Here is a 24,869-nt window from a genome sequence, read left to right as displayed (position 1 = left end):
TCGGCTGCGGGACGCCCGCTACGCCGTCAGCACAACCGCTCGACATGCCCCCACGCCCGCTGGTTGCGTGGGGGCATGTCGCTGCTCGTCCTCGGTGGGACCGCCTGGCTCGGTCGTGAGGTGGTGGCCGCCGCTCTCGCTCTCGGCCAGGACGTCACTGTCCTCGCCCGAGGGGCCTCCGCTCCGCCGCCACCGGGCGTCGAGGTGGTGCGGGCAGATCGCGGCGACCCCGCGGCATACGACGACGTGTCCGGTCGCGCCTGGGACGTCGTCGTTGACGTCGCCCGCCAGCCGAGCCACGTCGCCGGCGCCCTGGAGGCGCTGGCGGCGCGCACCGCCTCGTGGGTGTTCGTGTCCTCGGCCTCGGTCTACGCCAGCAGTGACGTGGCGGGAGCTGACGAGAGCGCCGAGCTTCTCCCCGCCCACGTGGCCGACGACGAGGGCTGGGAGACCTACGGCGGTCGCAAGGTGGCCTGTGAGCGCAGCATCCTCGCCCAGGTCGGCGACAGGGCGCTCGTCGCCCGGTCAGGGTTGATCGCCGGGCCCGGTGACCACACTGACCGCACTGGATACTGGCCGTTGCGGTTCGCCCATCCCGCCAGCCCCGACGGGGCAGTCCTGGTGCCGGACAGCGAGGTGGCCACCCAGGTCCTCGACGTCCGCGACCTCGCCGGGTGGCTCGTCCGGGCGGGCCTGGACCGCACCACCGGCGTGGTCAACGTGAGTGGCCCGGTGCTGCCCCTGGGTGACCACCTCGAGACGGCGCGGGAGGTCGCGGGTCACCGTGGCGAGACCGTGGGGGTGGACCAGGACTGGCTTGCAGCACACGAGGTGCAGCCCTGGTCCGGCGAACGCAGCCTGCCGCTGTGGTTGCCCGTGCCCGAGCATGCCGGGTTCATGGCCCGGAGCACCGCCGCCGCCGAAGCCCTGGGACTCACCAGCCGCCCCCTGGCCGAGACCCTGAGCGACACCCTCGCCTGGGAGGTCGCGTCCGGTCCCGGTCGTGCCCGCAAGGCCGGCCTGACGGTGGCCGACGAGCTCGACCTGCTCGCCGACCCCCGCGCCTAGGGGACCCGGCCCGTCGCAGGTGGTGCGCCGGCACACCCGCGGCTCGTCGATGTGGTCCGCGTCGCCATGTCACGCCAGTCCCTGTCTGCGTAACGTCGCTGTCCCGACCGATCACCAGACTGGGGGCATCGTGCTGGCGGAGCGCACCGAACGGGTTCCCGTCGACGGTGGCCACCTCATGGTGCACGTCCTGGCCGAGGCTCTGCCCGGAGCGCCCGTCGTCGTGGCCCTGCACAGCATCTCCTCGAACGCGTTGGCCTGGGTGCCCGTGGCTCGCGCGCTGGCCGGACGGGTCACCCTGATCGCACCGGACATGCGCGGCCGTGCCGAGAGCGCGGCGCTGCGTTCGACCGGGCTGGCCGACCACGTCGCCGACGTCATACGGGTGCTCGACCACTTCGGATCCGCATCGGCGACCCTCGCAGGTCATGCCATGGGTGGCTTCGCCGCCGCGCTGACGGCGGCCACGCACCCCGAACGCGTGCGCGGCGTGGTCCTCGTCGACGGCGGCCTGGCCTTTCCCTCCCCCGGCACCTTCGACGTCGACGAGGTGCTGCACGGCATCATCGGGCCGGCGATGGGCCGCCTGTCGATGACCTTCGAGGACCAGTCCGCCTACCTGCGCCACTGGGCTGCCCATCCGGTGATGGGCCCGCTGCTGGACTCGGCGTCCGGCGCTGACCTGACGGCCTACCTGCTGCACGACCTGGACGGGCCCCAGGGAGCCATGCGGTCGACCAGCTCGCTGGAGTGTGTGCGGGCCGACTGGGCCGACCTGATGAGCGACCCCGCGACGCTCAGCGCCGTGCACACCCTCCAGTGCCGGGCCCACCTGCTCTGGGCCTCCCGGGGGCCACTCGGCCAGGACCAGGGGCTCTACTCCCTCGAGCAGATCGCGGGGGCCCGCCTGCCCGACGATGTCGCGGTCACCGGCCTGGCTGGGGACCACTACGGCGTCCTGCTCGAGCCGACCGCAGTGGGCCTCATCGCCGAGGCCGTTGCGGGTCTTGCCGGGGTCGGCGGCGTACCAGCATCCGGACGGGCCATCCACTCCTCGGTCAAGTAACGGCATGTTTGGTCACGACAAACTTCGCGTTACCGTTGAGAGGACCGTCATGGCCACGCTGCGACTGGGCGACGACGCCCCCGACTTCACTGCCGAGACCACCGAGGGCGAGCTGAGCTTCCACGACTGGAAGGGCGACGGCTGGGCAGTGCTGTTCAGCCACCCCGCCGACTTCACCCCCGTGTGCACGACCGAGCTGGGCCGCGTCGCCCAGCTCAAGGACGAGTGGGCAGCCCGCAACACCAAGGTTCTCGCCGTGTCCGTGGACGCACTCGAGGACCACACCGCCTGGAAGGCCGACATCGAGGAGGTCTCCGGTGCTGCCGTCGACTACCCGATCGTCGCTGACAAGGACCGCCAGGTCGCCGAGCTCTACGACATGATCCACCCCGGTGCGGGAGACACGTCCGCGGTCCGCTCGGTCTTCCTGATCGACCCGGTGGGCAAGGTCCGCCTCTCGCTGACCTACCCCAAGAGCGCCGGCCGCAACTTCGACGAGATCCTGCGTGCGCTGGACGCCTTGCAGGTCAACGACTCCGGCCCGTTCTCCACCCCGGCCGACTGGAAGGCCGGCGAGCGGATCATCGTCGCGCCGACCGTCACCACGGAGGACGCCAGGGCGCGGTTCAAGGGCGTCGAGGTCGTCAAGCCCTACCTGCGCTACGCCGAGGCACCGACCGCCTGACGGCGTCCCACCTCGAACGCGTGTGCCGCGTCGGCCCGTTCCCGGGCCGGCGCGGCATCGTCGTTCCCTGGCTCTCCCCTACTCCTGGGCTCTCCCCTACTCCTGGGGGCGCTGGGTCTGCGGGTTGCTGGACTCGTCGCGGGGCGTTCCCTCACCCGTCAGGGTGTCGTGGCGCCCGGGTGTGGGGTCGTCCTCGGCAGGGGCGTCGCTGGTCGGGTCCTCGGTGCTGAGCAGCGCATCGAGGAGCCCGCCGCCGATCCGGCGGAAGGTTCGGCGCGGTCGCTCGCGGTCGAGCACGGCCACCTCGAGCTGGGCGGCAGTCAGGGTCCGCGAGGCACCACCGGCAGGGTCCTGCCCGAGCAGCTCCACCGCGAGGCTGAGGGCGTCCGCGAGCGACAACCCCGGGGTCCAGCGATCCTTCAGCGCGGTCTCGATGGGTTCGGCTGCGCCACCCATGGCGACGAAGCCCAGCTCGTCGGCGACCGAACCGTCGTAGGTGAGCCGGTAGATCTGGTCCTCGTCCGCGGTGCTGCCCACCTCGGCGACGACGATCTCCACTTCGTAGGGCTTGGACTCCTGGGTGAACACCGTCCCCAGCGTCTGGGCGTAGGCGTTGGCCAGACCGCGAGCGGTCACGTCGGTGCGGTCGTACGAGTAGCCGCGCAGGTCGGCATACCGGACTCCCGCGACGCGGAGGTTCTCGAACTCGTTGTACTTGCCGACGGCAGCGAAGGCGATCCGGTCGTAGATCTCGGAGACCTTGTGCAGCGCCCGGGAAGGGTTCTCGGCGACGAACGCGATCCCCTTGTCGTAGCCGAGCACGACGACCGACCGACCGCGCGCAATTCCCTTGCGGGCGTAGTCAGCCCGGTCCTTCATGAGCTGCTCGGGCGAGACGTAGAACGGCATGCTGCTCATCGGGCACCTCCCGGGTTGCCCTGACGGGCGGCGATGACGGCTTCGACGACCGTGCGCAGGTCGTCGTCGCCGACGAACCGCACGCCCTCGGCTCCCACCACGGCGACGGTCGGCCAGATCCGACGGCCGACGTCGGGTCCACCGGTGGCGGAGTCGTCGTCGGCGGCGTCGTAGAGCGCTTCGACGACCACGCTGACGACCTCGTCGGCGGACAGGCCCGGTCGCCAGACCTTCTTGAGTGCGCCGCGGGCGAACAGCGAGCCCGAGCCGACGCTGTGGTGGTCGTGCTCCTCGTAGCAGCCGCCGGTCACGTCGTAGGAGAAGATCCGGCCGAGCTCGCGGTCGAGGTCGTAGCCGGCGAACAGCGGCACCACCGACAGTCCCTGCATGGCCATGCCGAGGTTGGACCGGATCATCGACGCGAGCCGGTTGGCCTTGCCCTCGAGCGACAGCAGCGTGCCCTCGATCTTCTCGTAGTGCTCGAGCTCGACCTGGAAGAGCTTGACCAGCTCGATCGCGATCCCGGCCGTGCCGGCGATGCCGACGGCGGAGTACTCGTCGCCGGCGAAGACCTTCTCCATGTCGCGGTTGGCGATGATGTTGCCCATCGTGGCCCGGCGGTCACCCGCCATCACCACGCCACCGTCGAAGGTCGCCGTGACGATGGTGGTGCCGTGCGGGGCCTCCAGTGTGCTGCCGGGCGGCAGGACGCGTCGTGAGGGCAGCAGCTGGGGGGCGTGGGCGCCGACGAACTCGGTGAACGAGGACGACCCTGCCGAGAGGTATGCCGCGGGGAGCTTCCCCGCGTCGGCGCCAGTGGTCACTGGCCGCCCTTCTGGACGAAGCCGCGGACGAACTCCTCCGCGTTGGACTCCAGGACACCGTCGATCTCGTCGAGGACGCTGTCGATGTCGGAGTCCAGGTTCTCCTTGCGGGCCGTGGCCTCCGGCGCGGCGGGAGTGGGCTCGGGCGCCTCGTCGGGAGCGTCGTCGCGTCGCTGTGGTCGGCTCTGCTCTTGGCTGGGCATTGGCGTGACCTCTCACTCGTGATTCTCGAAGCTCGCGGACGAGCCGCTGCACATGAACCTAGTCCGAACCTATCCCGATGCGGACGCCAACTCACGCAAGAGGGTGGCCGCGTCCGGACTGCGGTCAAGGAGCGGACCGACGGTCGCCTTGGTGCCCCGCAACGGTTCGAGCATCGGGACCCGCTGGAGTGAGGTCTGTCCCGGGATGTCGAAGATGACCGAGTCCCAGGACGCGGCCGCGATCTGGTCGGGGTACTTCTCCAGGCACTTCCCGCGGAAGTAGGCCCGGGTGTCGACCGGCGGCTCGTGGACGGCATCGAGGACGACGTCCTCGGTGACCAGCTCCTCGAACCTTCCGGCGGCCCGGAGCTTGTGGAAGATCCCCTTGTCGGGGCGCACGTCGGACCACTGGATGTCGATGGCTCGCAGTCGGGAGTCGGTCCAGTCGAGGCCGTCGCGGTCGATGTAGCCCTGCAGCACCTGCTGCTTGGCCACCCAGTCCAGCTCGCGAGCGGCCTCACGCGGATCACGCTCGAGTCGGTCCAGCACGAGCGCCCACCACCGCATCACCTCGGCGGTGTCGCTGTCGAGCTCACCGGCATACCTGTCCTTCAGGTAGCGCTCCGCGAGGTCGTGGTAGCGCCAGAGCAGCTGCACCGCGGTGAGCTTGGTGCCGTCCCGCAGCTCGATCATGGCCGTGCAGGTCGGATCGTGGCTCACGGCCTGCAGGGTCGCGACGGGGCGCGCCACCGTGAGGTCGACGTCGATGGCGCGGTCCTCGATCATGGCCAGCACCAGCGACGTCGTGCCGAGCTTGAGCAGGTTGGCGACGTCGCAGTGGTTGGCGTCCCCGATGATCACGTGCAGGCGGCGGTAGAGGTCGGCCACCGCGTGCGGCTCGTCGCGGGTGTTGATGATCGGCCTCTTGAGCGTGGTCTCCAGACCCACCTCGACCTCGAAGAAGTCGCTGCGCTGGCTCAGCTGGTAGCCGGCGGTGCGCGAGTCCTGGCCGATGCCCACCCTGCCGGAGCCGGTGATGACCTGACGTGCCACGAAGAACGGCACGAGGTGCCGGACGATGTCGGTGAACGGGGTCTCGCGACGCATGAGGTAGTTCTCGTGCGTGCCGTAGGACTGGCCCTTGCCGTCGGTGTTGTTCTTGTACAGGTTCACCCCGGGAGGAAACTGGGAGAGCCGGCGGACCGACTCGGCCATGATCGCCTCGCCGGCCCGGTCGAAGGCGACCGCGGCCCGGGGAGAGGTCACCTCGGGCGAGGAGTACTCGGGGTGGGCGTGGTCGACGTAGAGCCGAGCGCCGTTGGTCAGCACCACGTTGGCGAGGGTGGGATCCTCCTCGTCCGTGAGCTGGCTCGCATCGGCGACGCCGCGTCCCATCTCGAACCCCCGTGCGTCCCGCAGCGGCGCCTCGTCGGCGTAGTCCCACGACGCGTGGGCGGCCCTGATCCCCTGGGCCGACGCGTAGGCGTTGACCACCTGTCCCGAGAGGATCATCGGGTTGGCGGCCGGGTCCCCGGGCACCGAGATGCCGTACTCGGTCTCGACCCCCATCACCCTGCGGACCGTCATACCTGGCTCACGCTCATGGACTCACCCTAGGCGAGACCCGCCGGACCAGCCCTGCTGCCACGGGTATGCCGCCTGCGCGCGCCACAGCGCGCCCAGGAGGGTTAGGCTCGCACCAAGACCTCATTGCCGGACACCCAGCCACCAGGAGTGCCATTGCGCGACATCGTGGTCTTCAGCGGGAACGCGCACCGCGCCCTGGCCCAACGCATCTGCGAGGCCCTCGGGGTGCGGCTGTCCCCTGCCGAGATCAAGCGGTTCAGCAACGACTGCCTCCAGGCGCAGCTGCTCGCGAACTGCCGCCAGCGCGACGTCTACATCGTGCAGCCGCTGGTGCCCCCGACGCAGGAGCACCTCATGGAGCTGCTCCTGATGATCGACGCGGCCCGGGGAGCCTCGGCCGCCCAGATCACCGCGGTCATCCCCCACTACGCCTACGCCCGCTCCGACAAGAAGGACGCTTCCCGGATCTCGCTCGGGGGTCGCCTCGTCGCCGACATGCTGGTGGCGGCAGGCGTGGACCGGGTCCTGACGATGACCCTGCACGCACCGCAGGTGCACGGCTTCTTCTCGGTGCCCGTGGACCACCTCACGGCGATCGGCGTGCTGGCCGACCACTTCCGGGGGGCGAACCTCGAGAACTCGGTGGTGGTCTCCCCCGACCTCGGCAACGCCAAGACGGCCACCCAGTTCGCGCGACTCCTGGGACTCCCGGTCGCTGCCGGGTCGAAGCAACGCCTCGCGGACGACCGGGTCATCATCGACTCGATCGTCGGTGACGTCGCCGGCAAGCGCGCCATCATCCTGGACGACGAGATCGCCACCGGAGGCTCGATCGTCGAGCTGCTGGACCGGCTGGCAGACCTCGGCTGCCCGCGTGCCGACGTCGCCTGCACCCACGGCCTGTTCGCCGGCAAGGCGGTTGAGCGCCTCAGGGAGCACCCGATGGTCGGTGAGGTCGTCACGACCGACACCGTCCCCGCTCCCGGTCACTGGCCCGAGCTGCGGGTCCGCTCGGTCTCGCAGCTGTTCGCGGAGGCGATCAAGCGGATCCACGCCGGCGAGTCGGTGAGCAGCCTGTTCGACGGCGTCGACCCCACCCATGCGCCACCTCAGGCCTCCCTGTTCGACAAGGTCCATGTCTGAGATCTCGGTGAGGGCCTCGTGAGGGCACCGGGGTCTGCCCGGCTCGCCCTGCTCGTCGACCTGACCTTCGTCCTCCTCTTCGCCACCGTCGGACGGATCAGCCACGCGGAGGGTGTCACCGTCACTGGCGTCCTCGCCGTCGCCTGGCCGTTCGTGGCGGCCCTGCTCGTGGGGTGGGCCATCGCCCACCGGCGTGGCGGCTGGCCGGTCCGGATGCCCGGCTCCACCACGGTCTGGCTGGTCACGGTCGCCCTGGGCCTGGGGCTGCGCGTCGCCACAGGTGGCGGCTTCGCCTGGAGCTTCGGCGTGGTCACCCTGCTCACGCTGGGCCTGTTCCTGATCGGCTGGCGCTGCGCCGTCGAGGTGTTCCGCTTCGTTCAGGAGGGGCTGAACCGCTGGGCCGACAGGGCGGCGGCGCGCCGCTGACGGTCGCGTGAACGCTCCGCCCCTCTCTGTGACGCCACTGTGAACGCCATTTGAGTTTGGTAAGGCTTACCTAATACCATCCCCGCGTGACCGCCGATCTCCTGTCTGCACCACAGCGCCACCGCGTCGACTTCGTCGCGACGCTGGCGGACCGGGGCGAGGCGACCGCGGTCCTCTCCCCCGGCACGACGCTCACCTACGCGGACCTCGCTGCCCTCGTGGCCGGCGCCGGTGCCCAGTTGGGCACCGGACGGCGTCTGGTCCTCATTGCCGCCGAGAACTCGGTCGAGGCACTGGTCACCTACCTCGGCGCACTCCACGCCGGACACGTCCCACTGCTGGCCCCCGGCGACCGCCTCCAGCACCTGGACGGACTGATCGAGGCCTACGACCCCGACGTCGTCGCCGGGCGCGGGGACTCCGGGTGGCAGGTGGTCTCGCGTCACGCGGGCGTCGCGCACGACCTGCACGCCGACCTTGCCCTGCTGCTCACGACGAGCGGCTCCACCGGCTCCCCCAAGCTGGTGCGCCTCTCCCACGAGAACCTCGACAGCAACGCCACCGCCATCGCCGAGTCGCTCGGCGTGCGGAGCAGCGACCGGGCCATCACCAGCCTCCCGCTGCACTACTGCTACGGGCTGTCCGTCCTTCACAGCCACCTGAGCGCGGGGGCTGCCGTGGTGCTCACCGACCTGTCCGTCGTCGACCCCTGCTTCTGGACCCTGTTCGACGACGTCGGCGCCACGACCCTGGCCGGCGTCCCCCACAGCTTCGACCTGCTGGACCGCAGCGGCTTCGCCCACCGCGCGCACCCCACCCTGAGGGTGGTCACGCAGGCAGGCGGCCGGCTGCCGTCGGACAGGGTGCGGCGGTATGCCGCCCTCGGTCGGGAGCGGGGCTGGGACCTCTTCGTCATGTACGGGCAGACCGAGGCAACCGCGCGCATGGCCGTGCTGCCCCCTGACCTGCTCGAGACCAGGCCCGAGACGGTCGGACTGCCCGTGCCCGGCGGCTCGTTCCGCCTCGACCCGCTCAGCGACCTCGACTGCGGGCTGGGCGAGCTCGTGTACTCCGGACCCAACGTGATGCTGGGCTATGCCGAGTCCGTGCTGGACCTGTCGCGGGGACGCGAGGTGCACGAGCTGCGCACCGGCGACCTCGCCCGCCTCGGCCCTGACGGCCTGGTCGAGATCGTCGGCCGCCGGAGCCGGTTCGCCAAGGTGGTGGGTCTGCGCATCGACCTCGACCAGGTCGAGCGTGACCTCGCCAATGCCGGCCACGAAGCGCATTGCGTCGACCTCGGCGACGCCGTCGGCGTCCTCGCGACGGCGGTGGGCGCCGGGCCCGAGGTGACGGAGACGGTGACCCGGCGGCACGGCATACCCGCGTCCGGAGTCGTCGTCCTCGACGGGCTGGAGGCTCCGCGCCTCCCCACGGGGAAGCCCGACTATCGCGGCATGGCGGAGCTGATCGGAGCTCACCGGGCTGGCGCGGCCGAGGCCGACGGACTCGCTGGTGGTGCCGCGCGCTCCGCCGAGGAACGAACCGACGCGGTGGTGACCCTCTATCGCGAGCTGCTCGCGGCGCCGCGCGCCGACACGACGACGAGCTTCGTCGACCTCGGCGGCGACTCGCTGTCCTACGTCGAGGTGTCGGTTCGGTTGGAGGCGCTGCTGCACACCCTTCCCGACGGCTGGCACCTGCTGTCCCCCGGCGAGCTGGCCGCGTCGGAGCCTGCCCGCAGGCGTCCTGGCCGGCGGCTGCACACCGTCGACACCACCGTCCTGGTGCGAGCCCTCGCCATCCTGCTCATCCTCGCCAACCACACCCACCTGTCGTTCGTGCCCGGTGGCGCCCACACCCTGCTCGCCCTCGTCGGCTACAACGTCGCCCGCTTCCAGCTGACCTCACGCCCGCGCGGCGAACGGGTCCGCGGGATCGCGCGCAGCGTCGCCCGCGTGGTGCTGCCGAGCGCCGCGTGGATCGGGGTCGTCGCGCTCGTGGCCGGGACGTACGACTGGCGCAACGTCCTGATGCTCAACCAGGTGCTCGGCGACTGGGGGCGCTGGTCCGACCACTGGCACTTCTGGTTCATCGAGGCGGTGACGTCGCTGCTCGTCGGCACGGCCGTGCTCATGGCGGTTCCTGCTGTGGACCGGTGGGAGCGGCGGTGGCCCTTCGCCTTCCCCGTCGCGCTCGTGGGCCTGGGCCTGTTGACGAGGTATGCCGTGGTGGTGCCGGACGCCGGGCCCTACCGGGGCGCGAACGCCTACGTGCTCGTCTGGCTGTTCGCGACCGGCTGGGCCGCGGCCCGCGCCTCCACCACCTGGCAGCGGGTCCTCGTGTCCGCCATCCCGGTGCTCACGGTGCCCGGTTTCTGGCCGAGCATGCCCGGGCGCGAGGTGACCATCATCGTCGGGCTGCTCGCGCTCATCTGGTTCCCGACCGCGAGGGTGCCAGGCTTCGTCGGCCGGGCGGCATCGCAGGTCGCGACCGCGTCGTTGTTCGTCTACCTCACCCACTTCGTGGTCTACCCGCGCATCATGGGGACGAGCTCGGTGCTCGCGATGGGCTGCTGCCTCGCGGTCGGGATCGCCTACTGCCGCATGTGGACCTGGCTCGAGGCGAGCGCGCGCCGCGCCCTGCGCTCCCGTCCGGGCCTCAGGACCGGGTTCACGACCGCGTTCACGACCGGGGTGCCCACCCGGGTGGCGCGAACAGGTAGCCCAGCCGGTCGCGCCACCGACCCGCTGCTCTGACCTGGCGGAACATCAGCGCGAACTCGGCGTACTGCAACCTGAACGGGTTGAACGTCGCGACGGGGTGGGTGAGGCCGTAGGTCGGGCGCTGCTGCTCCTCGCGGAACGTCCCGAAGAGCCGGTCCCAGACGATGAGGATGCCACCGTAGTTGCGGTCTAGGTACTCGGCATCGCTGGCGTGGTGGACCCGGTGGTGGGAGGGCGTGTTGAAGACGAGCTCGATGGGACGCCACAGCTTGGGGATCGTCTCGGTGTGCACCCAGAACTGGTAGGTCAGGTTGAGCGAGAAGACGAAGAAGATCATCCACGGGGGCAGCCCCAGCAGCGGGAGCGGCACCCAGAACAGCAGCTCGCCCCACGGGTTCCACTTCTGCCGCAGGGCGGTCGTGTAGTTGAAGTGGACGCTGCTGTGGTGGGCCTGGTGCATCGCCCAGAGCACGCGGACCCGATGGCTGCTGCGGTGGTAGGAGTACCAGAGCAGGTCGACGAGCAGCAGCGCGACGAGCCAGGTCCACCAGTCACGCGGGTCGAGGCGCAGGGGCGTCACGGCATACAGGGCGGCGTAGCCCAGCAGGGCCAGCGCCCGCGCCCCGAGGTTGACGACGACCGAGCCGACGCCCATCGACAGGCTCGCCGCCGAGTCCTGCCTGGCGTACCCCACCCGCGGCGCGTCCTCGTCCGTCTCGAGCACCCGCAGTGCGACCAGCTCCAGCACGATGAACAGAACGAAGAACGGCACGGCGAGCAACGCCGGGTCCTCGAGCAGGTGGTCCATGGACCACGATGTTACCCAGAGTAAGTTAGGTGGGGAAGGCCGCTGTGCGCCGCCTCACAGGTACTGGCCGGTGTTGGCCACGTTGTCGATCGAGCGACCCGGCTCGGTGCCGCTCTTGCCGGTGACGAGCGTGCGGATGTAGACGATCCGCTCGCCCTTCTTGCCGGAGATGCGGGCCCAGTCGTCCGGGTTCGTCGTGTTGGGCAGGTCCTCGTTCTCCTTGAACTCGTCCACGCAGCTGGCCAACAGGTGTTCGACGCGGATGCCCTTGGCCCCGACGGTGAGGAAGTCCTTGATGGCCATCTTCTTGGCCCGGTCGACGATGTTCTGGATCATCGCACCGGAGTTGAAGTCCTTGAAGTAGAGGACCTCCTTGTCGCCATTGGCATACGTCACCTCGAGGAAGCGGTTCTCCTCGATCTCGGAGTACATCCGCTCGACGGCCGCGGTGATCATGGCGTCGACGGTGGCCTGCGGTGACCCACCGTGCTCGGCCAGGTCGTGCTCGTGCAGGGGCAGGTCGGCGACGAGGTACTTGGTGAAGATGTCGCGGGCGCTCTCGGCGTCGGGGCGCTCGATCTTGATCTTCACGTCGAGCCGTCCCGGGCGCAGGATGGCGGGGTCGATCATGTCCTCGCGGTTTGACGCGCCGATCACGATGACGTTCTCGAGCCGCTCGACGCCGTCGATCTCCGACAGCAGCTGCGGCACGATCGTGGTCTCGACGTCCGAGGAGACACCTGACCCACGGGTGCGGAACAGGCTGTCCATCTCGTCGAAGAACACCACCACCGGCGTGCCGTCGGACGCCTTCTCGCGAGCCCGCTGGAAGATGAGCCGGATGTGCCGCTCGGTCTCCCCGACGTACTTGTTGAGGAGCTCGGGGCCCTTGATGTTGAGGAAGAACGACTTGCCGACCGGCTTGCCCTCCTTCTCAGCGACCTTCCGGGCCAGCGACGCGGCGACGGCCTTGGCGATCAGGGTCTTGCCACACCCGGGCGGCCCGTAGAGGAGGACACCCTTGGGGGGCTTGAGCTTGTGCTCGGTGAACAGGTCGGGGTGCAGGTAGGGCAGCTCGACCGCGTCACGGATGGCTTCGATCTGGCCGGCCAGGCCACCGATGTCCTCGTAGGCGATGTCGGGGACCTCTTCGAGGACGAGCTCGGAGACCTCGGCCTTGGGGATCCGCTCGTAGACGAAGCCGGAGCGCGGCTCCAGCATCAGGGCGTCGCCGACCCGGATCGGCTCGCCCTCGAGGGAGTCGGCCATCCGGCAGACCCGCTCCTCGTCGGCGTGCGCCACGACGAGCACCCGGCCCTCGCCGAGCAGCTCCTTGATCATGACGACCTCACCGATGCGCTCGTAGCCGCACGTGGCGACGACGTTCATCGCCTCGTTGAGGCGGACCTCGCGCCCGCTGGACAGCTCGGCCGGGTCGACCGCCGGGCTGACGGCAACGTGCATCTTGCGTCCGCCCGTGAGGATGTCGACGGTGGCGTCGTCGTAGGACTCGAGGATCACGCCGTAGGCCGCGGGCGGCTGGGCCAACCGGTCCACCTCGGACTTCAGGGTGACGATCTGCTCGCGCGCCTCCTTGAGGGTCCGCACCAGCCGTTCGTTCTGCGAGGACACCGTGGCGAGGTTCGACTGCAGCTGCAGCACCTTGGTCTCGAGCTCGCGGGATCGGACTGGGGCGTCGGACAGCCGCTGGCGCAGCGCCGCAACCTCCTCCGCGAGCAGTTCCGCCTGGCGGCGCTCCTCGGAGTGGCCTGCAGGGGTGCTGTGATCGGTCATGTCGGCTCCCTCAAGACAACGCGGTGGCGATCGAGCTACCGACCGTGCCCTGCCCGCGCCTGGCGCGGCCGATGACACAAACCTAACCCCGAACTACTCGGGTGTCGGGGAGGTTTGAGTCACAGAACGGCGAAGCCGCCGGATCTTCTTGTCTGATGGGACGCGCTCGCCGACGTCCTCGGGGGTGAAGTCGCTCTCGGCACCGAACGCGAGTCCACTCTCGAGGGCGCCTTCCTCGTCCGTGGAGCCCTTTGCCGGACGGCGTTTGCGCAGGGGCGGGGTGACCCCGGGCGCCAGCCGACGGCTGGTGATGAGGAAGCCGGTGTGGCCGTGCATCCGGTGCTGGGGGCGCACCGCGAGACCCTCGAGGTGCCAGCCCCGCACCAGGGACTCCCACGCCTCGGGCTCGGTGTAGCCGCCATGGTCGCGCAGCGCCTCGGCGACCCGGGACAGCTGCGTGGCCGTGGCGACGTAGCAGATGAGGACGCCCCCGGGGGCGAGCGCCTGGGCCACGACCTCGAGACACTCCCAGGGGGCCAGCATGTCCAGGACCACGCGGTCGACGGACCCGGGCTCCTCGACGGACGGCAACGTCTCGACGAGGTCACCCACGGTGACCTGCCACGCGGGGTGGTCGAGCCCGAAGAACGCCCGGGCATTGCCCTTGGCGATGTCGGCGAAGTCCTCACGCCGCTCGAAGGAGTGCACGTGGCCGAGCTCGCCCACTGCCCGCAGCAGCGACATCGACAAGGCACCGGACCCCACGCCGGCCTCGACGACCCGCGCCCCCGGGAAGATGTCGGCCATCGTCACGATCTGGCCGGCATCCTTGGGGTAGACGACGGCAGCCCCGCGTGGCATCGACATGACGTAGTCGGACAGCAGTGGCCGCAGGGCGAGGTACTCGACCCCGGCCGTGTTGCGGACGACGGACCCGTCGGGTGCACCGATGAGGTCGTCGTGGGCCAGCCGCCCGCGGTGGGTGTGGAACTCGCGCCCGGGCTCGAGGGTGATCGTGTGCAACCGGCCCTTCGGGTCGGTCAACTGGACCCGCTCCCCCTCGGTGAACGTTCCGCGACGCAGCGCTGCGCCGATCGGCGAGGCCGGTGCGGGACTGGTCGGCTCGGGGGCTGTGCTCATGGGCGGGAAGTCTAATTGCGCGACAGTGCCGCGATGACCAGACGGCCGTGGGCGATGCCGTAGACCTGGCCGTGCCAGGTGAGCACCACGTCCTGGTAGCGGGTCGACTGCATGAGCTCGACCACGGGGAGCGCGTTGGCGTCCGGCGAGACCTCGAGGACGTTCTCCTCGGGGATGCGCATGACCGCGGAGATGAGCGGGGCGGCCGGGTCGAGTCCCACAGGGGTGACGCCGCCCGGCGAGGCGAGGAGCAGGCAAGGAATGCCGCGTGCGTCGGCCGTCACGACGGCGTCAGGATGGTCGATGGCCACCCCCAAGGGGGTCTGCGGGTCGAGGAAGACTGCGTGCTCCATGACCTGCGACACCCGGAGGCCCGCGAACTGGGAGAGAGCTCGCCCGCGGCGGATGGAGTCGGTGGCGCCGGCCCACAGGACCGAGCCCACGACCAGCACCCAGATGGAGTCGAAGCCGACCTGCTGGCCGTCGGTGAGCGGTCGGACGAAGAACCACAGGACGAGCAGGACGGTGAGCACCCTGCCGCACCACCCCGCGACCACGGAACCCTTGCTGCGGTCGCCGGTGGTCTTCCAGACCAGGCTCTCCACGACCTGCCCACCGTCCAGCGGCATACCCGGGAGGAAGTTCAGCACCGCGAGGGAGCCGTTGATGATCACGAGCCCCGTGAGGAGCGCACTCGTGCGGTCGCCCGTCGTCCCCAGCAGGAGCAGCCACGCCACGACGGCGAGGACCGCGTTCGAGGCAGGGCCGGCGGCCGCGATCGCCGCCAACCTCCCGGGAGTGCTTCGCGCCGCCTCGAAGGACGTGTGCCCGCCCCACAGGTTCGCGACGATGCGGATGACCGGCATTCCGAACATGCGGGCGCTCACGGCGTGGGCGGCCTCGTGGACCAGGACGCTGACGAGGAGCAGCAGTGCCTGCGTGATGCCGATGGCGATCCCCGTGCCGACCCGGTCCGGGAAGTAGGGCGTTGCCACGATCGCCACGATCACCAGTGCGATGACGAACCAGCTCGGCGCGAGGTAGACCGGCACACCGCCGACCCTCGCGATCCGCACCCCGTGACCGGACTCCTCTGGTTCCGTCTCGGGAGCCCTGGTCGTCATGGGGTGACCCTACGTGACCGGCCCCGACGTCGATTCCCGCACTGGGCCATACTTGTGCGGTGCCTGACTCCCCCACGCTTCGGCCCGATGCCACCGACCAGCTGACGACCGCGCTCACCGAGCGCATCCTCGTCATGGACGGCGCGATGGGGACGATGATCCAGCGCGAGGGGCTCGGCGAGGCCGACTACCGCGGCGAGCGTTTCGCCGACTGGGACAGCGACCTCAAGGGCAACAACGACCTGCTGAGCCTGACCCAGCCGGAGATCATCCGCGGCATCCACACGGCATACCTCGAAGCTGGTGCCGACCTCATCGAGACCAACACCTTCAACGCGCAGCGGATCTCCCTCGCCGACTACGGCATGGAGGACCTCGGCTACGAGATCAACCTCGCCGCCGCGCGCCTCGCGCGGCAGGCGTGCGACGAGATGACTGCCAGGACGCCGGACCAGCCGCGCTGGGTGCTCGGGGCGCTCGGCCCGACGAACCGCACCGCGTCCATCTCCCCCGACGTCAACGACCCCGGCAAGCGCAACGTCACCTTCGACGAGCTGGTCGCGGCCTACCTCGAACAGGCCCGCGGGCTGGTCGACGGTGGCTCCGACCTGCTGATCGTCGAGACGATCTTCGACACCCTCAACGCCAAGGCCGCCATCTTCGCCCTCGAGACGCTGTTCGAGGAGCACGACCGTCGCTGGCCGGTCATCATCTCCGGCACCATCACCGACGCCTCCGGCCGCACCCTCTCGGGTCAGGTCACCGAGGCCTTCTGGAACTCGGTCCGCCACGCCCGTCCCCTCGCGGTCGGGCTCAACTGCGCCCTGGGCGCCGCCGAGATGCGCCCGTATGCCGCGGAGCTGGCTCGCGTCGCCGACACCTTCGTCTCGTGCTACCCCAACGCAGGGCTGCCCAACGCCTTCGGCGAGTACGACGAGACCCCTGATGCGATGGCGTCGGTGGTCGGCGAGTTCGCGCAGTCCGGGTTGGTCAACCTCCTGGGTGGCTGCTGCGGGACGACCCCCGACCACATCGCCGCCATCGCGAAGGCGGCCAGCGACCAGTCGCCGCGCGTGCCCAGCGAGATCGCCCCCGCCCTGCGCCTGTCCGGGCTCGAGCCCCTGACGGTCACCGAGGAGTCGTTGTTCGTCAACGTCGGGGAGCGGACCAACATCACCGGGTCGGCGCGGTTCCGCAAGCTGATCCAGGCCGAGGACTACGGCACGGCGCTCAACGTGGCGCGACAGCAGGTCGAGTCCGGCGCGCAGGTCATCGACATCAACATGGACGAGGGCATGATCGACGGCGTCGCCGCGATGGACCGCTTCGTCAAGCTCGTCGCGACCGAGCCCGACATCTCGCGGGTGCCCCTGATGGTCGACTCCTCCAAGTGGGAGGTCATCGAGGCCGGGCTCAAGTGCGTGCAGGGCAAGTCGATCGTCAACTCCATCTCGATGAAGGAAGGCGTCGAGCCCTTCATCGAACACGCCCGGCTGTGCCGCAAGTACGGCGCCGCCATCGTCGTGATGGCCTTCGACGAGGACGGCCAGGCAGACTCCCTGCAGCGCCGCAAGGAGATCTGCAAGCGGGCCTACGACATCCTCACGACCGAGGTCGGTTTCCCCGCCGAGGACATCATCTTCGATCCCAACATCTTCGCCGTGGCGACGGGCATCGAGGAGCACGCGGCATACGGCACGGACTTCATCGACGCCACCCGCTGGATCAAGGAGAACCTGCCCGGGGCGCTGGTCTCGGGCGGCGTCTCCAACGTGTCCTTCTCGTTCCGCGGCAACAACGCCGTGCGCGAGGCGATCCACGCCGTGTTCCTCTACCACGCCATCCAGGCGGGCATGGACATGGGAATCGTCAACGCCGGTGCGCTCGTGGTCTACGACCAGGTCGACCCCGAGCTGCGCGAACGCATCGAGGACGTCGTCCTCAACCGGCGGCCCGACTCCACCGAGCGGCTGCTCGAGATCGCCGATCGGTTCAACACCGGCGACACCAAGCAGGAGGCGATCGCCGAGGAGTGGCGTTCCCTGCCCGTCGGCGAACGCATCACCTACGCCCTGGTCAAGGGGATCGACGAGCACGCCGAGACCGACACCGAGGAGCTTCGCCAGGAGATCTCGGCCCGCGGCGGTCGTCCGATCGAGGTCATCGAGGGCCCCCTCATGGACGGGATGAACGTCGTCGGCGACCTGTTCGGGGCCGGCAAGATGTTCCTGCCGCAGGTCGTGAAGTCGGCCCGGGTCATGAAGAAGGCCGTGGCCTACCTCATCCCGTTCATCGAGGCCGAGAAGACCGAGGCCGAGGTGGCCGAGAACAGGGCCAAGGGCAAGGTCGTCATGGCCACTGTCAAGGGCGACGTCCACGACATCGGCAAGAACATCGTCGGCGTGGTCCTGCAGTGCAACAACTACGACGTCGTCGACCTCGGCGTCATGGTGCCGGCGCAGAAGATCCTCGATGCTGCCAAGGCCGAGAAGGCCGACGTCATCGGGCTGTCCGGCCTGATCACCCCGAGCCTCGACGAGATGGTCAACTTCGCCACGGAGATGGAGCGCCAGGGGTTCGACCTGCCGCTGCTCATCGGCGGCGCCACCACGTCACGGGCGCACACGGCCGTGAAGGTCGACCAGAAGTACCACGGCCCCGTGGTCTGGGTGAAGGACGCCTCCCGCTCGGTGCCCGTCGTCGCGCAGCTGCTGTCCGACGAGCTGCGCCCCAAGCTGATGGCCGAGGTGAAGGCGGACTTCGACTCGCTGCGCGCCCGCCACGCGGCCAAGACGACCGAGCGGCCGCTCGTGTCCATCGAGAAGGCCCGGGAACAGGCCACCCCGATCGACTGGAGCGGCTACCGGCCGCCGGTGCCGCACCTCGTCGCGGCTCAGGAGAAGGAGCTGCTGCGTCGCCAGTCCGGCACGCGCAACCGCACCGTCACCCAGTTCGTGCGGACCTTCAAGGACTACCCCATCGCCGAGCTGCGCGACTACATCGACTGGGGACCGTTCTTCCTGGCGTGGGAGATGAAGGGCCGGTTCCCGGACATCCTCAACAACCCGGCGACGGGCGAGGCCGCGACCAGGCTTTACCAGGACGCGCAGAAGATGCTCGACCAGATCATCGACCAGAAGTGGCTGCGGGCCAACGGTGTCATCGGACTGTTCCCCGCGAACTCGGTCGGTGACGACATCGAGGTCTACACCGACGAGTCCCGAGAGACGGTGGCCACGACGCTGCACACCCTGCGCCAGCAGGGGCAGCACCGTGAGGGCATCCCCAACCGCGCCATGTCCGACTTCGTGGCGCCGCGGGACACCGGCAGGTCCGACCACGTCGGGGCGTTCGCCGTCACCGCCGGACTCGGCTCGCACGACAAGGTCAACGAGTTCAAGGCTGCGATGGACGACTACAACGCCATCCTGCTCGAAGCCCTGGCCGACCGCCTTGCCGAGGCCTTCGCGGAGCGCATGCACGAGCGCGTTCGTCACGACTTCTGGGGCTACGCACCCGACGAGCACCTGAAGAACCAGGACCTGATCGCCGAGAAGTACGTCGGCATCCGCCCGGCTCCCGGCTACCCGGCCTGCCCCGACCACACCGAGAAGACCCTGCTCTGGGACCTGCTCCAGGTCGAGCAGAACGCCGGAATGGAGCTCACCGAGTCGATGGCGATGTGGCCGGGCGCGTCGGTGTCGGGCTGGTACTTCTCGCACCCGCAGTCGCAGTACTTCGTCGTGGGTCGGCTGGGCCGGGACCAGGTCGAGGACTACGCCAAGCGCAAGGGCTGGACCCTCGCCGAGGCAGAGCGCTGGCTCTCTCCCAACCTCGGCTACCTGCCGGAGGACTGACCGGCACCAGGCCCCAGCCCCACGGCCACAGGCGACAGTCAGTGCTGCTGGGGAATGCCGAGCGGGGCTGAGACACCGGCGCCCGAGAGGTTGTCGCAGCGGACGATCTGGGACCCAACACGTTCCACCGGACACCGGAACGGGGTGGAGTCCCAGAACACCGTGGTGGCATGGGGCCGTGGCCCTGGGTCCTGCCGCGCAGTGGCGGTCGAGGAAACGCAGAGAATGAGCGCAGCGGCAACAGCTGCTGCGGTGGGCGCCAGGCGACGAATGTGCCTCTGCTGCATAGTGTTTGGTTGCATGTGGGGTAGTCGTCGATGCCGACCAAAAGGTTGACGTCGGCGCCGCGGAAGATTGTTTGACGGTCTCTGGCACCGCCGACCCCGATGCAGACTCCTGCCGTTTCCAGCTTTTTCGAAAATTCCCCGACATCCGTGTCAACCTCCAGCGCGCTGTGACGACTACACCGCAGGAGACTGGTGCCGGGAGGCCGGAGTGAACGGTGGCGAGGAGTCAGCGGTCGTGCTCGCCTTCGAGGCGCCCACATCCCACGACAAGGACGCCGTCGTCGAGGCGTTGTTCCGCGAGCAGTTCGGCAGCATGGTGCGCCTCGCCTACTGCCTGCTCGGCGACCGCAGCGCCGCCGAGGACGTGGCACAAGAGGCGTTCGTCTCCCTGCACCTGCACTGGGGCACCCTGCGAGACCGCGGCGCCCTGCTGCCCTATGTCCGGTCCGTGGTGTTCAACCAGTGCCGATCCAGGCAGCGGTGGCTCATCCGGGGTCGGAGGGCGGTGAGCGAGCTCGGATCGCCGGAGCTGGTGCCCAGCTCGGAGGACTCTGCCGTCCTGCTCGACGAGACGCACCGCCTGGGCAGGGCCATCCGGGCACTCCCACTCCGTCAGCGCGAAGTCATCGTGTGCCGGTTCCTGCTGGGACTCAGCGAGGCCGAGACCTCGGCCGAGCTGGACATCAGTGTGGGCAGCGTCAAACAGCACACCCACCGGGCGCGAGCCGCCCTCCAGGCAGTGATGGGAGCCGGCAGATGACGCTGCAGGATCGAGATCTCGAACGCGCACTCGCGAGCCTCGCGGACGAGGTCGTGCTCGCGTCGCCGGACGTCGACGCGGCGTTCACGGACTTCAAGGACCGCTCGACCCGCGCGTGGCGCCGTCGGCGCGGGCAGCGCTTGGCAGCAGCCGCCGCTGCTGTGGTGTTCCTCGTGGGCGGTGCCAGTGCCTACTGGGCGGTGGCCGAACGCGGCACGGACCGCCGGCCACCTCCCGTGCCTGCCGCAACCCCGTCGGTCATCTCGCCCGAGGAGATGGTCGGCGTCTGGACCGGTCTCGGGCTCTGGACCTTCTACGCGGACGGGACGGGCGGGTACAGCAACAACGCGAACACCCTGGAGACCCCCTTCCACTACACCCTCAAGGGGAACAAGCTCGGGGTGCGCGACGCCACTGGATGCAACTTCTCCTTCCGCCTGACTGGGTACCGCCAGAGCAGGCAGCTCACGGGAGACGTCCTGGAGTTCTGCGGCAACACCGCACCCCCTGTGTCCCTGGTGCGACTGTCCCCGGCAAGTCCCGCGGGGACGGAGATCCCGATGTTCTCGATGACGGGCGCCACACCCGTTCGTCGCGTCGCGCAGGTGGGTGGCGTGTGGATCATGCCGGGCACCGGCATGCTCCTCGCGATCGACGGCAGCCGAGGCACCTACGCGCTGGACGACCGGGGCAACCTGGCCAGGAACCCTCGCGACTCCGGCACCGTGACGGTCTCGTCGGACGGCACCGTCACCCTGACCAGCTCGCAGTCCCCCACCGCCGGGTGCGCCAGCCCCGGACGCCCTCGTACCGTCCTGCGGGATGTGATGGTGGTCGCGGCCCAGAGCGTCGAGGCCAAGGGCGGTGTGACCCCCACCTGTGCCCGGGCCGCCGTCCAGGCCGGCTGGGTCATGGTGAGCACCCGCTGACTCGGGTCACTGCACTGCGCCGGACGAGCGGCACCGGGCATCGAGCGGTATGCCGCCGGGCACCGCCGGTGCGCCGCGGCACCGCTGTCAGCGGCGCGGCATACCGTGTGGTCCATGGTTCCAGCCCTCTCACCGAGCCGAGCATCGGACTTCAAGCAGTGTCCGCTGCTCTACCGGTTCCGCACGATCGACAAGCTGCCGTCCCCGCCGAGCCCGGCAGCCGCACGGGGCACGCTCGTGCACGCCGTCCTGGAGCGGTTGTTCGACCTGCCCGCCGAGGAGCGCACGCCGGCCGCCGCCCAGGCCCTGCTCGGTCCGCAGTGGGAGGCACTCGTCGAGCAGGAACCCGAGCTGGCCGAGATGATCCTGTCGGACGACAAGCTCACCGAGGCGGGCTGGTTCGGTGACGCGCAGGCGCTGATCGAGACCTGGTTCACGTTGGAGGACCCGACCCGGCTGGAGCCCGCCGAGCGCGAGCTCTACGTCGAGACCGACGTGGACGGCCTCGTCCTGCGTGGCTACGTCGACCGTCTCGACGTTGCCCCCGACGGCGCGATGCGGGTCGTGGACTACAAGACCGGCCGGTCGCCGAGCGAGCTCTTCGAGGGCAAGGCGCTCTTCCAGATGAAGTTCTACGCCCTGGTCCTGTGGCGGCTGCGCGGCGAGATCCCGCGCCTGCTCCAGCTGGTCTACCTCGGCAACGGGGAGGTGGTCCGCTACGCGCCTGACGAGCACGACCTGCTCAGCCTCGAGCGCAACCTCAAGGCCGTGTGGACGGCCATCGAGCACGCCGCCACCACCGGCGACTGGCGGCCCAAGACCTCACGGCTGTGCGACTGGTGCGACTACCGCGAGTTCTGCCCCGCCTGGGGTGGCACTCCCCCGCCGCTGCCTGAGAACGCCGCCCAGATCGCGCTGAACCCCGCCGTCTCCGGCCAGGTGACCCAGATCGACGAGTGAGGCCCGTGGCCTGAGCTAGCCGCGAGCCCCGTCCCTTCGCGCACCGACGAACAGGGCCCGAAGGTCCCGGGGCGTCAGCCCACGCAGGCTGGGCGCCTGGACCGCACCCACGATCACGGGCACCGGCACGACGTGCGGCACGGCCAGGGTCGGGACACCGGCGGCCACGGCAGACCGGACCCCGGTGGGCGAGTCCTCGATCGCCACGCAGTCGGTGACCTCGACCCCGAGGGCCCGAGCCGCGGCGAGGTAGGGCTCGGGGTGGGGTTTGCCGTGCTCCACCTCGTCACCGGTGATGACCGCGGTGAAGGTGCCCGGTGGCAGTGCCTCGACGACTGCGTCGGCCAGCGACCGCCAGGACATGGTCACGAGGGCGTTCGGGACGCCGGCCTCGCCCAGGGCTGTCAGCAGCTCGACCGCACCCGGGCGCCAGGGCACGTGCTCGGTGACCTGGGCGATGACCCGCCTGAGCAGCTCCTCGATGATCTCGACCGGGTCGAGCGAGACAGGGCTGTTGTCCCGGATGAACTCCGCCGACACCATGAGGTCGTTGCCGACGAGCTGGTGCGCGTACTCGTCGTTCCAGATCCCGCCGGCCTCCTCGACGATCGCGTGTTCGGCGTTGATCCAGTAGGGCTCGGTGTCCACGAGCGTGCCGTCCATGTCCCAGAAGACCGCGGACGGGAGACCGTCCACGCGAGGCGAGGGGTCCTCGGACTGATCGGACTCGGGAGGCGGCATTGCGGGTGGCCTTCGTGGTGCGGGGATGGCGGCGCGCCCGACTATACGCAGCCGTGCAGAGGGCTCCGGACCACGGACCGTAGGCTGGACCTGGACCGCGCATCGGCAGCAGAGGAAGGAGCGGTGGTGATAGAACTCGAAGACGTCCCCGAGCTCAACAACCCCGTCGTGATTGCCGCCTTCGAGGGCTGGAACGACGCAGGAGAGGCGGCGACCGCAGCCGTCGACCACCTCGTCGACGTGTGGGACGCCGAGGCCATCGCAGCACTCGACCCGGAGGAGTACTACGACTTCCAGGTCAACCGGCCCCGTGTGGTGCTCGAGGACGGCCGGCGCCGGATCCACTGGCGGACCACCCGGATCCTCGTCGCCCGCTCGGCAGGGCTGGACCGCGACGTGATCCTGATCCAGGGCATCGAACCCTCCTTCCGCTGGCGGGCCTTCACCATCGAGCTCATGGAGTTCGCCCAGGAGGTGGGCGCGAGCACGGTGTTCACGCTCGGCGCCCTCATGGCCGACGTGGCCCACACCCGCCCGATCCCGGTGACCGCGACCTCCGACGACGACGACGTGATCCACCGTTTCGACCTCGAGCCGAGCCGCTACGAGGGGCCGACGGGCATCGTCGGGGTGCTGGCCGACGCCGCCACCCAGTCGGGGATGCAGTCGCTGTCCTGCTGGGCCGCGGTGCCGCACTACGCCGGCCACTCTCCCTCGCCGAAGGCCACCCTCGCGCTGATCTCGCGGCTCGAGGAGCTGCTCGACGCGACCATCCCCCACGGCGACCTGGCCGAGGGCGCCAAGGCGTGGGAGCGCGGCATCAACGAGCTCGCCGACACCGACGAGGAGGTCGCCGAGTACGTCCAGTCCCTCGAGGAGGCCCAGGACACCGCGGACCTGCCCGAGGCAAGCGGTGATGCGATCGCGCGCGAGTTCGAGCGCTACCTGCGTCGCCGCGGCCAGGAGGGGCCGGGCTGAGCCGGACGACCAGCCAACTCTGGCCGAGGCACCCGTCGCTCGCTGAACCGGACGCACATCGTCCGGAACCGGACCTAGCCTGCAGGCCTCACCGTCGGGCACCGAGCCCGCGCTGGAAAGGGGCCTGACCATGGACATCCTGCTGATCGCCGGACTGTGGCTCGACGGATCCGCCTGGGACGCCGTCGTGCCGGAGCTCGAGGCCCTCGGCCACCGCCCCGTACCGATCACCCTCCCCGGTCAAGGTGACGGCGCAACGGAGGCCTCTCTGGACGACCAGGTCGCAGCGGTGCTCAGCGCGGTGGACCTTGCCGCCCACCCTCCCATGGTCGTGGGGCACTCCGCCGCCTGCACCCTCGCGTGGCTGGCGGCCGATGCCCGGCCTGACAAGGTGGCCCGGGTTGCCCTGATCGGCGGCTTCCCGTCCGCAGACGGAGAGGCCTACGCGGACTTCTTCGAGACCACGGATGGCGTCATGCCGTTCCCCGGCTGGGGGCCGTTCGAGGGAGCGGACTCGGCCGACCTCGACGAGGAGGCCAGGCGAGCCTTCGAGGCTGCGGCCATCGCGGTCCCCGAGGGGGTGACCAAGGGGGTGGTCCACCTCACCGACGAGCGGCGGTTCGACGTCCCGGTCGTGCTGGTGTGCCCCGAGTTCGACCCTGCGCAGGCCCAGGCGTGGATCGACGACGGTGAGCTTCCTGAGCTCGCCAAGGCAAGGCACCTCGACCTGGTCGACATCGACTCGGGCCACTGGCCCATGGTCACCAAGCCGAAGGCCCTCGCCCAGCTCCTCTCGGACGCCGCGACCGCCTGACGCGGGGTGACCGAGGGCCTCAGTCGGGACT

21 protein-coding genes are annotated in these 24,869 nt (G+C 70.0%); 12 read left to right on the top strand and 9 right to left on the bottom strand.

What is annotated here, in order from left to right; genetic code table 11:
- Positions 1-75: 75 nt before the first annotated feature.
- From AC1DWP_RS02820 to AC1DWP_RS02810, 3 genes are all read left to right on the top strand, one after another.
- Positions 76-1,068, top strand: a complete 993-nt coding sequence (locus AC1DWP_RS02820; RefSeq protein ID WP_477612924.1) for an NAD-dependent epimerase/dehydratase family protein — start codon at positions 76-78, stop codon at positions 1,066-1,068.
- Between the two features lie 130 nt (positions 1,069-1,198).
- Positions 1,199-2,134, top strand: coding sequence for an alpha/beta fold hydrolase (locus AC1DWP_RS02815; protein WP_477612923.1), 936 nt, complete (start codon positions 1,199-1,201; stop codon positions 2,132-2,134).
- Between the two features lie 49 nt (positions 2,135-2,183).
- The gene (locus AC1DWP_RS02810) at positions 2,184-2,819 is read left to right on the top strand and encodes a peroxiredoxin (RefSeq protein WP_477612922.1); all 636 of its coding nucleotides are present in this window, start codon (positions 2,184-2,186) and stop codon (positions 2,817-2,819) included.
- Between the two features lie 96 nt (positions 2,820-2,915).
- Here the strand turns inward: AC1DWP_RS02810 and prcA are convergent, their stop codons facing one another.
- From prcA to dop, 4 genes are all read right to left on the bottom strand, one after another.
- Positions 2,916-3,737 (bottom strand): proteasome subunit alpha, encoded by an 822-nt coding sequence (prcA, locus tag AC1DWP_RS02805; RefSeq protein WP_477612921.1) that lies wholly within the window; start codon positions 3,735-3,737, stop codon positions 2,916-2,918.
- The gene (gene prcB / locus AC1DWP_RS02800; RefSeq protein ID WP_477612920.1) at positions 3,734-4,561 is read right to left on the bottom strand and encodes a proteasome subunit beta; all 828 of its coding nucleotides are present in this window, start codon (positions 4,559-4,561) and stop codon (positions 3,734-3,736) included. Before prcB ends, prcA begins: the two co-directional genes overlap by 4 nt.
- Positions 4,558-4,764: a ubiquitin-like protein Pup gene (locus AC1DWP_RS02795; protein WP_056914404.1), complete on the bottom strand. Its 207-nt coding sequence runs from the start codon at positions 4,762-4,764 to the stop codon at positions 4,558-4,560. Before AC1DWP_RS02795 ends, prcB begins: the two co-directional genes overlap by 4 nt.
- A 69-nt stretch (positions 4,765-4,833) precedes the next feature.
- On the bottom strand, positions 4,834-6,351 hold the full coding sequence (gene dop, locus AC1DWP_RS02790; RefSeq protein WP_477612919.1) for a depupylase/deamidase Dop: 1,518 nt from the start codon (positions 6,349-6,351) through the stop codon (positions 4,834-4,836).
- 153 nt (positions 6,352-6,504) lie between these two features.
- Between dop and AC1DWP_RS02785 the strand changes: the two genes are divergently transcribed.
- The 3 genes from AC1DWP_RS02785 (at position 6,505) to AC1DWP_RS02775 (ending at position 10,679) form a co-directional block, all read left to right on the top strand.
- Positions 6,505-7,494 carry a ribose-phosphate diphosphokinase gene (locus tag AC1DWP_RS02785; protein WP_477612918.1) on the top strand — a complete coding sequence of 330 codons (990 nt, stop codon included), beginning with the start codon at positions 6,505-6,507 and terminating at the stop codon, positions 7,492-7,494.
- A gap of 18 nt (positions 7,495-7,512) precedes the next feature.
- A complete protein-coding gene (locus AC1DWP_RS02780; protein ID WP_477612917.1) occupies positions 7,513-7,920 on the top strand; it encodes a DUF3054 domain-containing protein in 408 nt (135 codons plus the stop codon).
- Positions 7,921-8,006: 86 nt separating this feature from the next.
- Positions 8,007-10,679 carry an AMP-binding protein gene (locus tag AC1DWP_RS02775; RefSeq protein ID WP_477612916.1) on the top strand — a complete coding sequence of 891 codons (2,673 nt, stop codon included), beginning with the start codon at positions 8,007-8,009 and terminating at the stop codon, positions 10,677-10,679.
- Here AC1DWP_RS02775 and AC1DWP_RS02770 read toward each other — a convergent pair.
- The 4 genes from AC1DWP_RS02770 to AC1DWP_RS02755 form a co-directional block, all read right to left on the bottom strand.
- Positions 10,606-11,454 carry a sterol desaturase family protein gene (locus AC1DWP_RS02770; RefSeq protein WP_477612915.1) on the bottom strand — a complete coding sequence of 283 codons (849 nt, stop codon included), beginning with the start codon at positions 11,452-11,454 and terminating at the stop codon, positions 10,606-10,608. The two genes, AC1DWP_RS02775 and AC1DWP_RS02770, sit on opposite strands and share 74 nt — an antisense overlap.
- A gap of 54 nt (positions 11,455-11,508) precedes the next feature.
- On the bottom strand, positions 11,509-13,248 hold the full coding sequence (gene arc, locus AC1DWP_RS02765; RefSeq protein ID WP_477612914.1) for a proteasome ATPase: 1,740 nt from the start codon (positions 13,246-13,248) through the stop codon (positions 11,509-11,511).
- Positions 13,249-13,341: 93 nt separating this feature from the next.
- Positions 13,342-14,388 (bottom strand): tRNA (adenine-N1)-methyltransferase, encoded by a 1,047-nt coding sequence (locus tag AC1DWP_RS02760; protein WP_477612913.1) that lies wholly within the window; start codon positions 14,386-14,388, stop codon positions 13,342-13,344.
- A gap of 11 nt (positions 14,389-14,399) precedes the next feature.
- Positions 14,400-15,512: a site-2 protease family protein gene (locus AC1DWP_RS02755; protein ID WP_477612912.1), complete on the bottom strand. Its 1,113-nt coding sequence runs from the start codon at positions 15,510-15,512 to the stop codon at positions 14,400-14,402.
- Positions 15,513-15,571: 59 nt separating this feature from the next.
- Here AC1DWP_RS02755 and metH point away from each other — a divergent pair, with 59 nt between their 5' ends.
- The 4 genes from metH (at position 15,572) to AC1DWP_RS02735 (ending at position 22,305) form a co-directional block, all read left to right on the top strand.
- Positions 15,572-19,369, top strand: coding sequence for a methionine synthase (gene metH, locus AC1DWP_RS02750; RefSeq protein WP_477612911.1), 3,798 nt, complete (start codon positions 15,572-15,574; stop codon positions 19,367-19,369).
- 495 nt (positions 19,370-19,864) lie between these two features.
- Positions 19,865-20,416, top strand: a complete 552-nt coding sequence (locus AC1DWP_RS02745; protein WP_477612910.1) for a SigE family RNA polymerase sigma factor — start codon at positions 19,865-19,867, stop codon at positions 20,414-20,416.
- Positions 20,413-21,345, top strand: coding sequence for a hypothetical protein (locus tag AC1DWP_RS02740; RefSeq protein ID WP_477612909.1), 933 nt, complete (start codon positions 20,413-20,415; stop codon positions 21,343-21,345). Before AC1DWP_RS02745 ends, AC1DWP_RS02740 begins: the two co-directional genes overlap by 4 nt.
- A gap of 114 nt (positions 21,346-21,459) precedes the next feature.
- Entirely contained in the window at positions 21,460-22,305 is an 846-nt protein-coding gene (locus AC1DWP_RS02735) for a RecB family exonuclease (protein WP_477612908.1), read from the top strand.
- Positions 22,306-22,320: 15 nt separating this feature from the next.
- Here the strand turns inward: AC1DWP_RS02735 and AC1DWP_RS02730 are convergent, their stop codons facing one another.
- Complete coding sequence (locus AC1DWP_RS02730; protein ID WP_477612907.1) at positions 22,321-23,046, bottom strand: HAD family hydrolase; 726 nt, start codon at positions 23,044-23,046, stop codon at positions 22,321-22,323.
- Between the two features lie 126 nt (positions 23,047-23,172).
- Here AC1DWP_RS02730 and AC1DWP_RS02725 point away from each other — a divergent pair, with 126 nt between their 5' ends.
- On the top strand, positions 23,173-24,024 hold the full coding sequence (locus AC1DWP_RS02725) for a PAC2 family protein (protein ID WP_477612906.1): 852 nt from the start codon (positions 23,173-23,175) through the stop codon (positions 24,022-24,024).
- Positions 24,025-24,154: 130 nt separating this feature from the next.
- Positions 24,155-24,838: an alpha/beta fold hydrolase gene (locus tag AC1DWP_RS02720; RefSeq protein WP_477612905.1), complete on the top strand. Its 684-nt coding sequence runs from the start codon at positions 24,155-24,157 to the stop codon at positions 24,836-24,838.
- Positions 24,839-24,869: the final 31 nt, after the last annotated feature.

It is taken from the genome of Pedococcus sp. P2_F6 (genome assembly GCF_056403675.1).
This window is presented reverse-complemented; position numbering and strand designations above follow the sequence as displayed.

What these genes read in the sequence shown, in the direction of transcription:
- AC1DWP_RS02740 (WP_477612909.1), top strand. Translation starts at nt 20,413, where the DNA reads ATGACGCTGCAGGATCGAGATCTCGAACGCGCACTCGCGAGCCTCGCG.
- AC1DWP_RS02810 (WP_477612922.1), top strand. Translation starts at nt 2,184, where the DNA reads ATGGCCACGCTGCGACTGGGCGACGACGCCCCCGACTTCACTGCCGAG.
- AC1DWP_RS02735 (WP_477612908.1), top strand. Translation starts at nt 21,460, where the DNA reads ATGGTTCCAGCCCTCTCACCGAGCCGAGCATCGGACTTCAAGCAGTGT.
- AC1DWP_RS02770 (WP_477612915.1), bottom strand. Translation starts at nt 11,454, where the DNA reads ATGGACCACCTGCTCGAGGACCCGGCGTTGCTCGCCGTGCCGTTCTTC.
- prcA (WP_477612921.1), bottom strand. Translation starts at nt 3,737, where the DNA reads ATGAGCAGCATGCCGTTCTACGTCTCGCCCGAGCAGCTCATGAAGGAC.
- AC1DWP_RS02755 (WP_477612912.1), bottom strand. Translation starts at nt 15,512, where the DNA reads ATGACGACCAGGGCTCCCGAGACGGAACCAGAGGAGTCCGGTCACGGG.
- AC1DWP_RS02795 (WP_056914404.1), bottom strand. Translation starts at nt 4,764, where the DNA reads ATGCCCAGCCAAGAGCAGAGCCGACCACAGCGACGCGACGACGCTCCC.
- arc (WP_477612914.1), bottom strand. Translation starts at nt 13,248, where the DNA reads ATGACCGATCACAGCACCCCTGCAGGCCACTCCGAGGAGCGCCGCCAG.
- AC1DWP_RS02820 (WP_477612924.1), top strand. Translation starts at nt 76, where the DNA reads ATGTCGCTGCTCGTCCTCGGTGGGACCGCCTGGCTCGGTCGTGAGGTG.
- dop (WP_477612919.1), bottom strand. Translation starts at nt 6,351, where the DNA reads ATGACGGTCCGCAGGGTGATGGGGGTCGAGACCGAGTACGGCATCTCG.
- AC1DWP_RS02730 (WP_477612907.1), bottom strand. Translation starts at nt 23,046, where the DNA reads ATGCCGCCTCCCGAGTCCGATCAGTCCGAGGACCCCTCGCCTCGCGTG.
- AC1DWP_RS02720 (WP_477612905.1), top strand. Translation starts at nt 24,155, where the DNA reads ATGGACATCCTGCTGATCGCCGGACTGTGGCTCGACGGATCCGCCTGG.
- AC1DWP_RS02760 (WP_477612913.1), bottom strand. Translation starts at nt 14,388, where the DNA reads ATGAGCACAGCCCCCGAGCCGACCAGTCCCGCACCGGCCTCGCCGATC.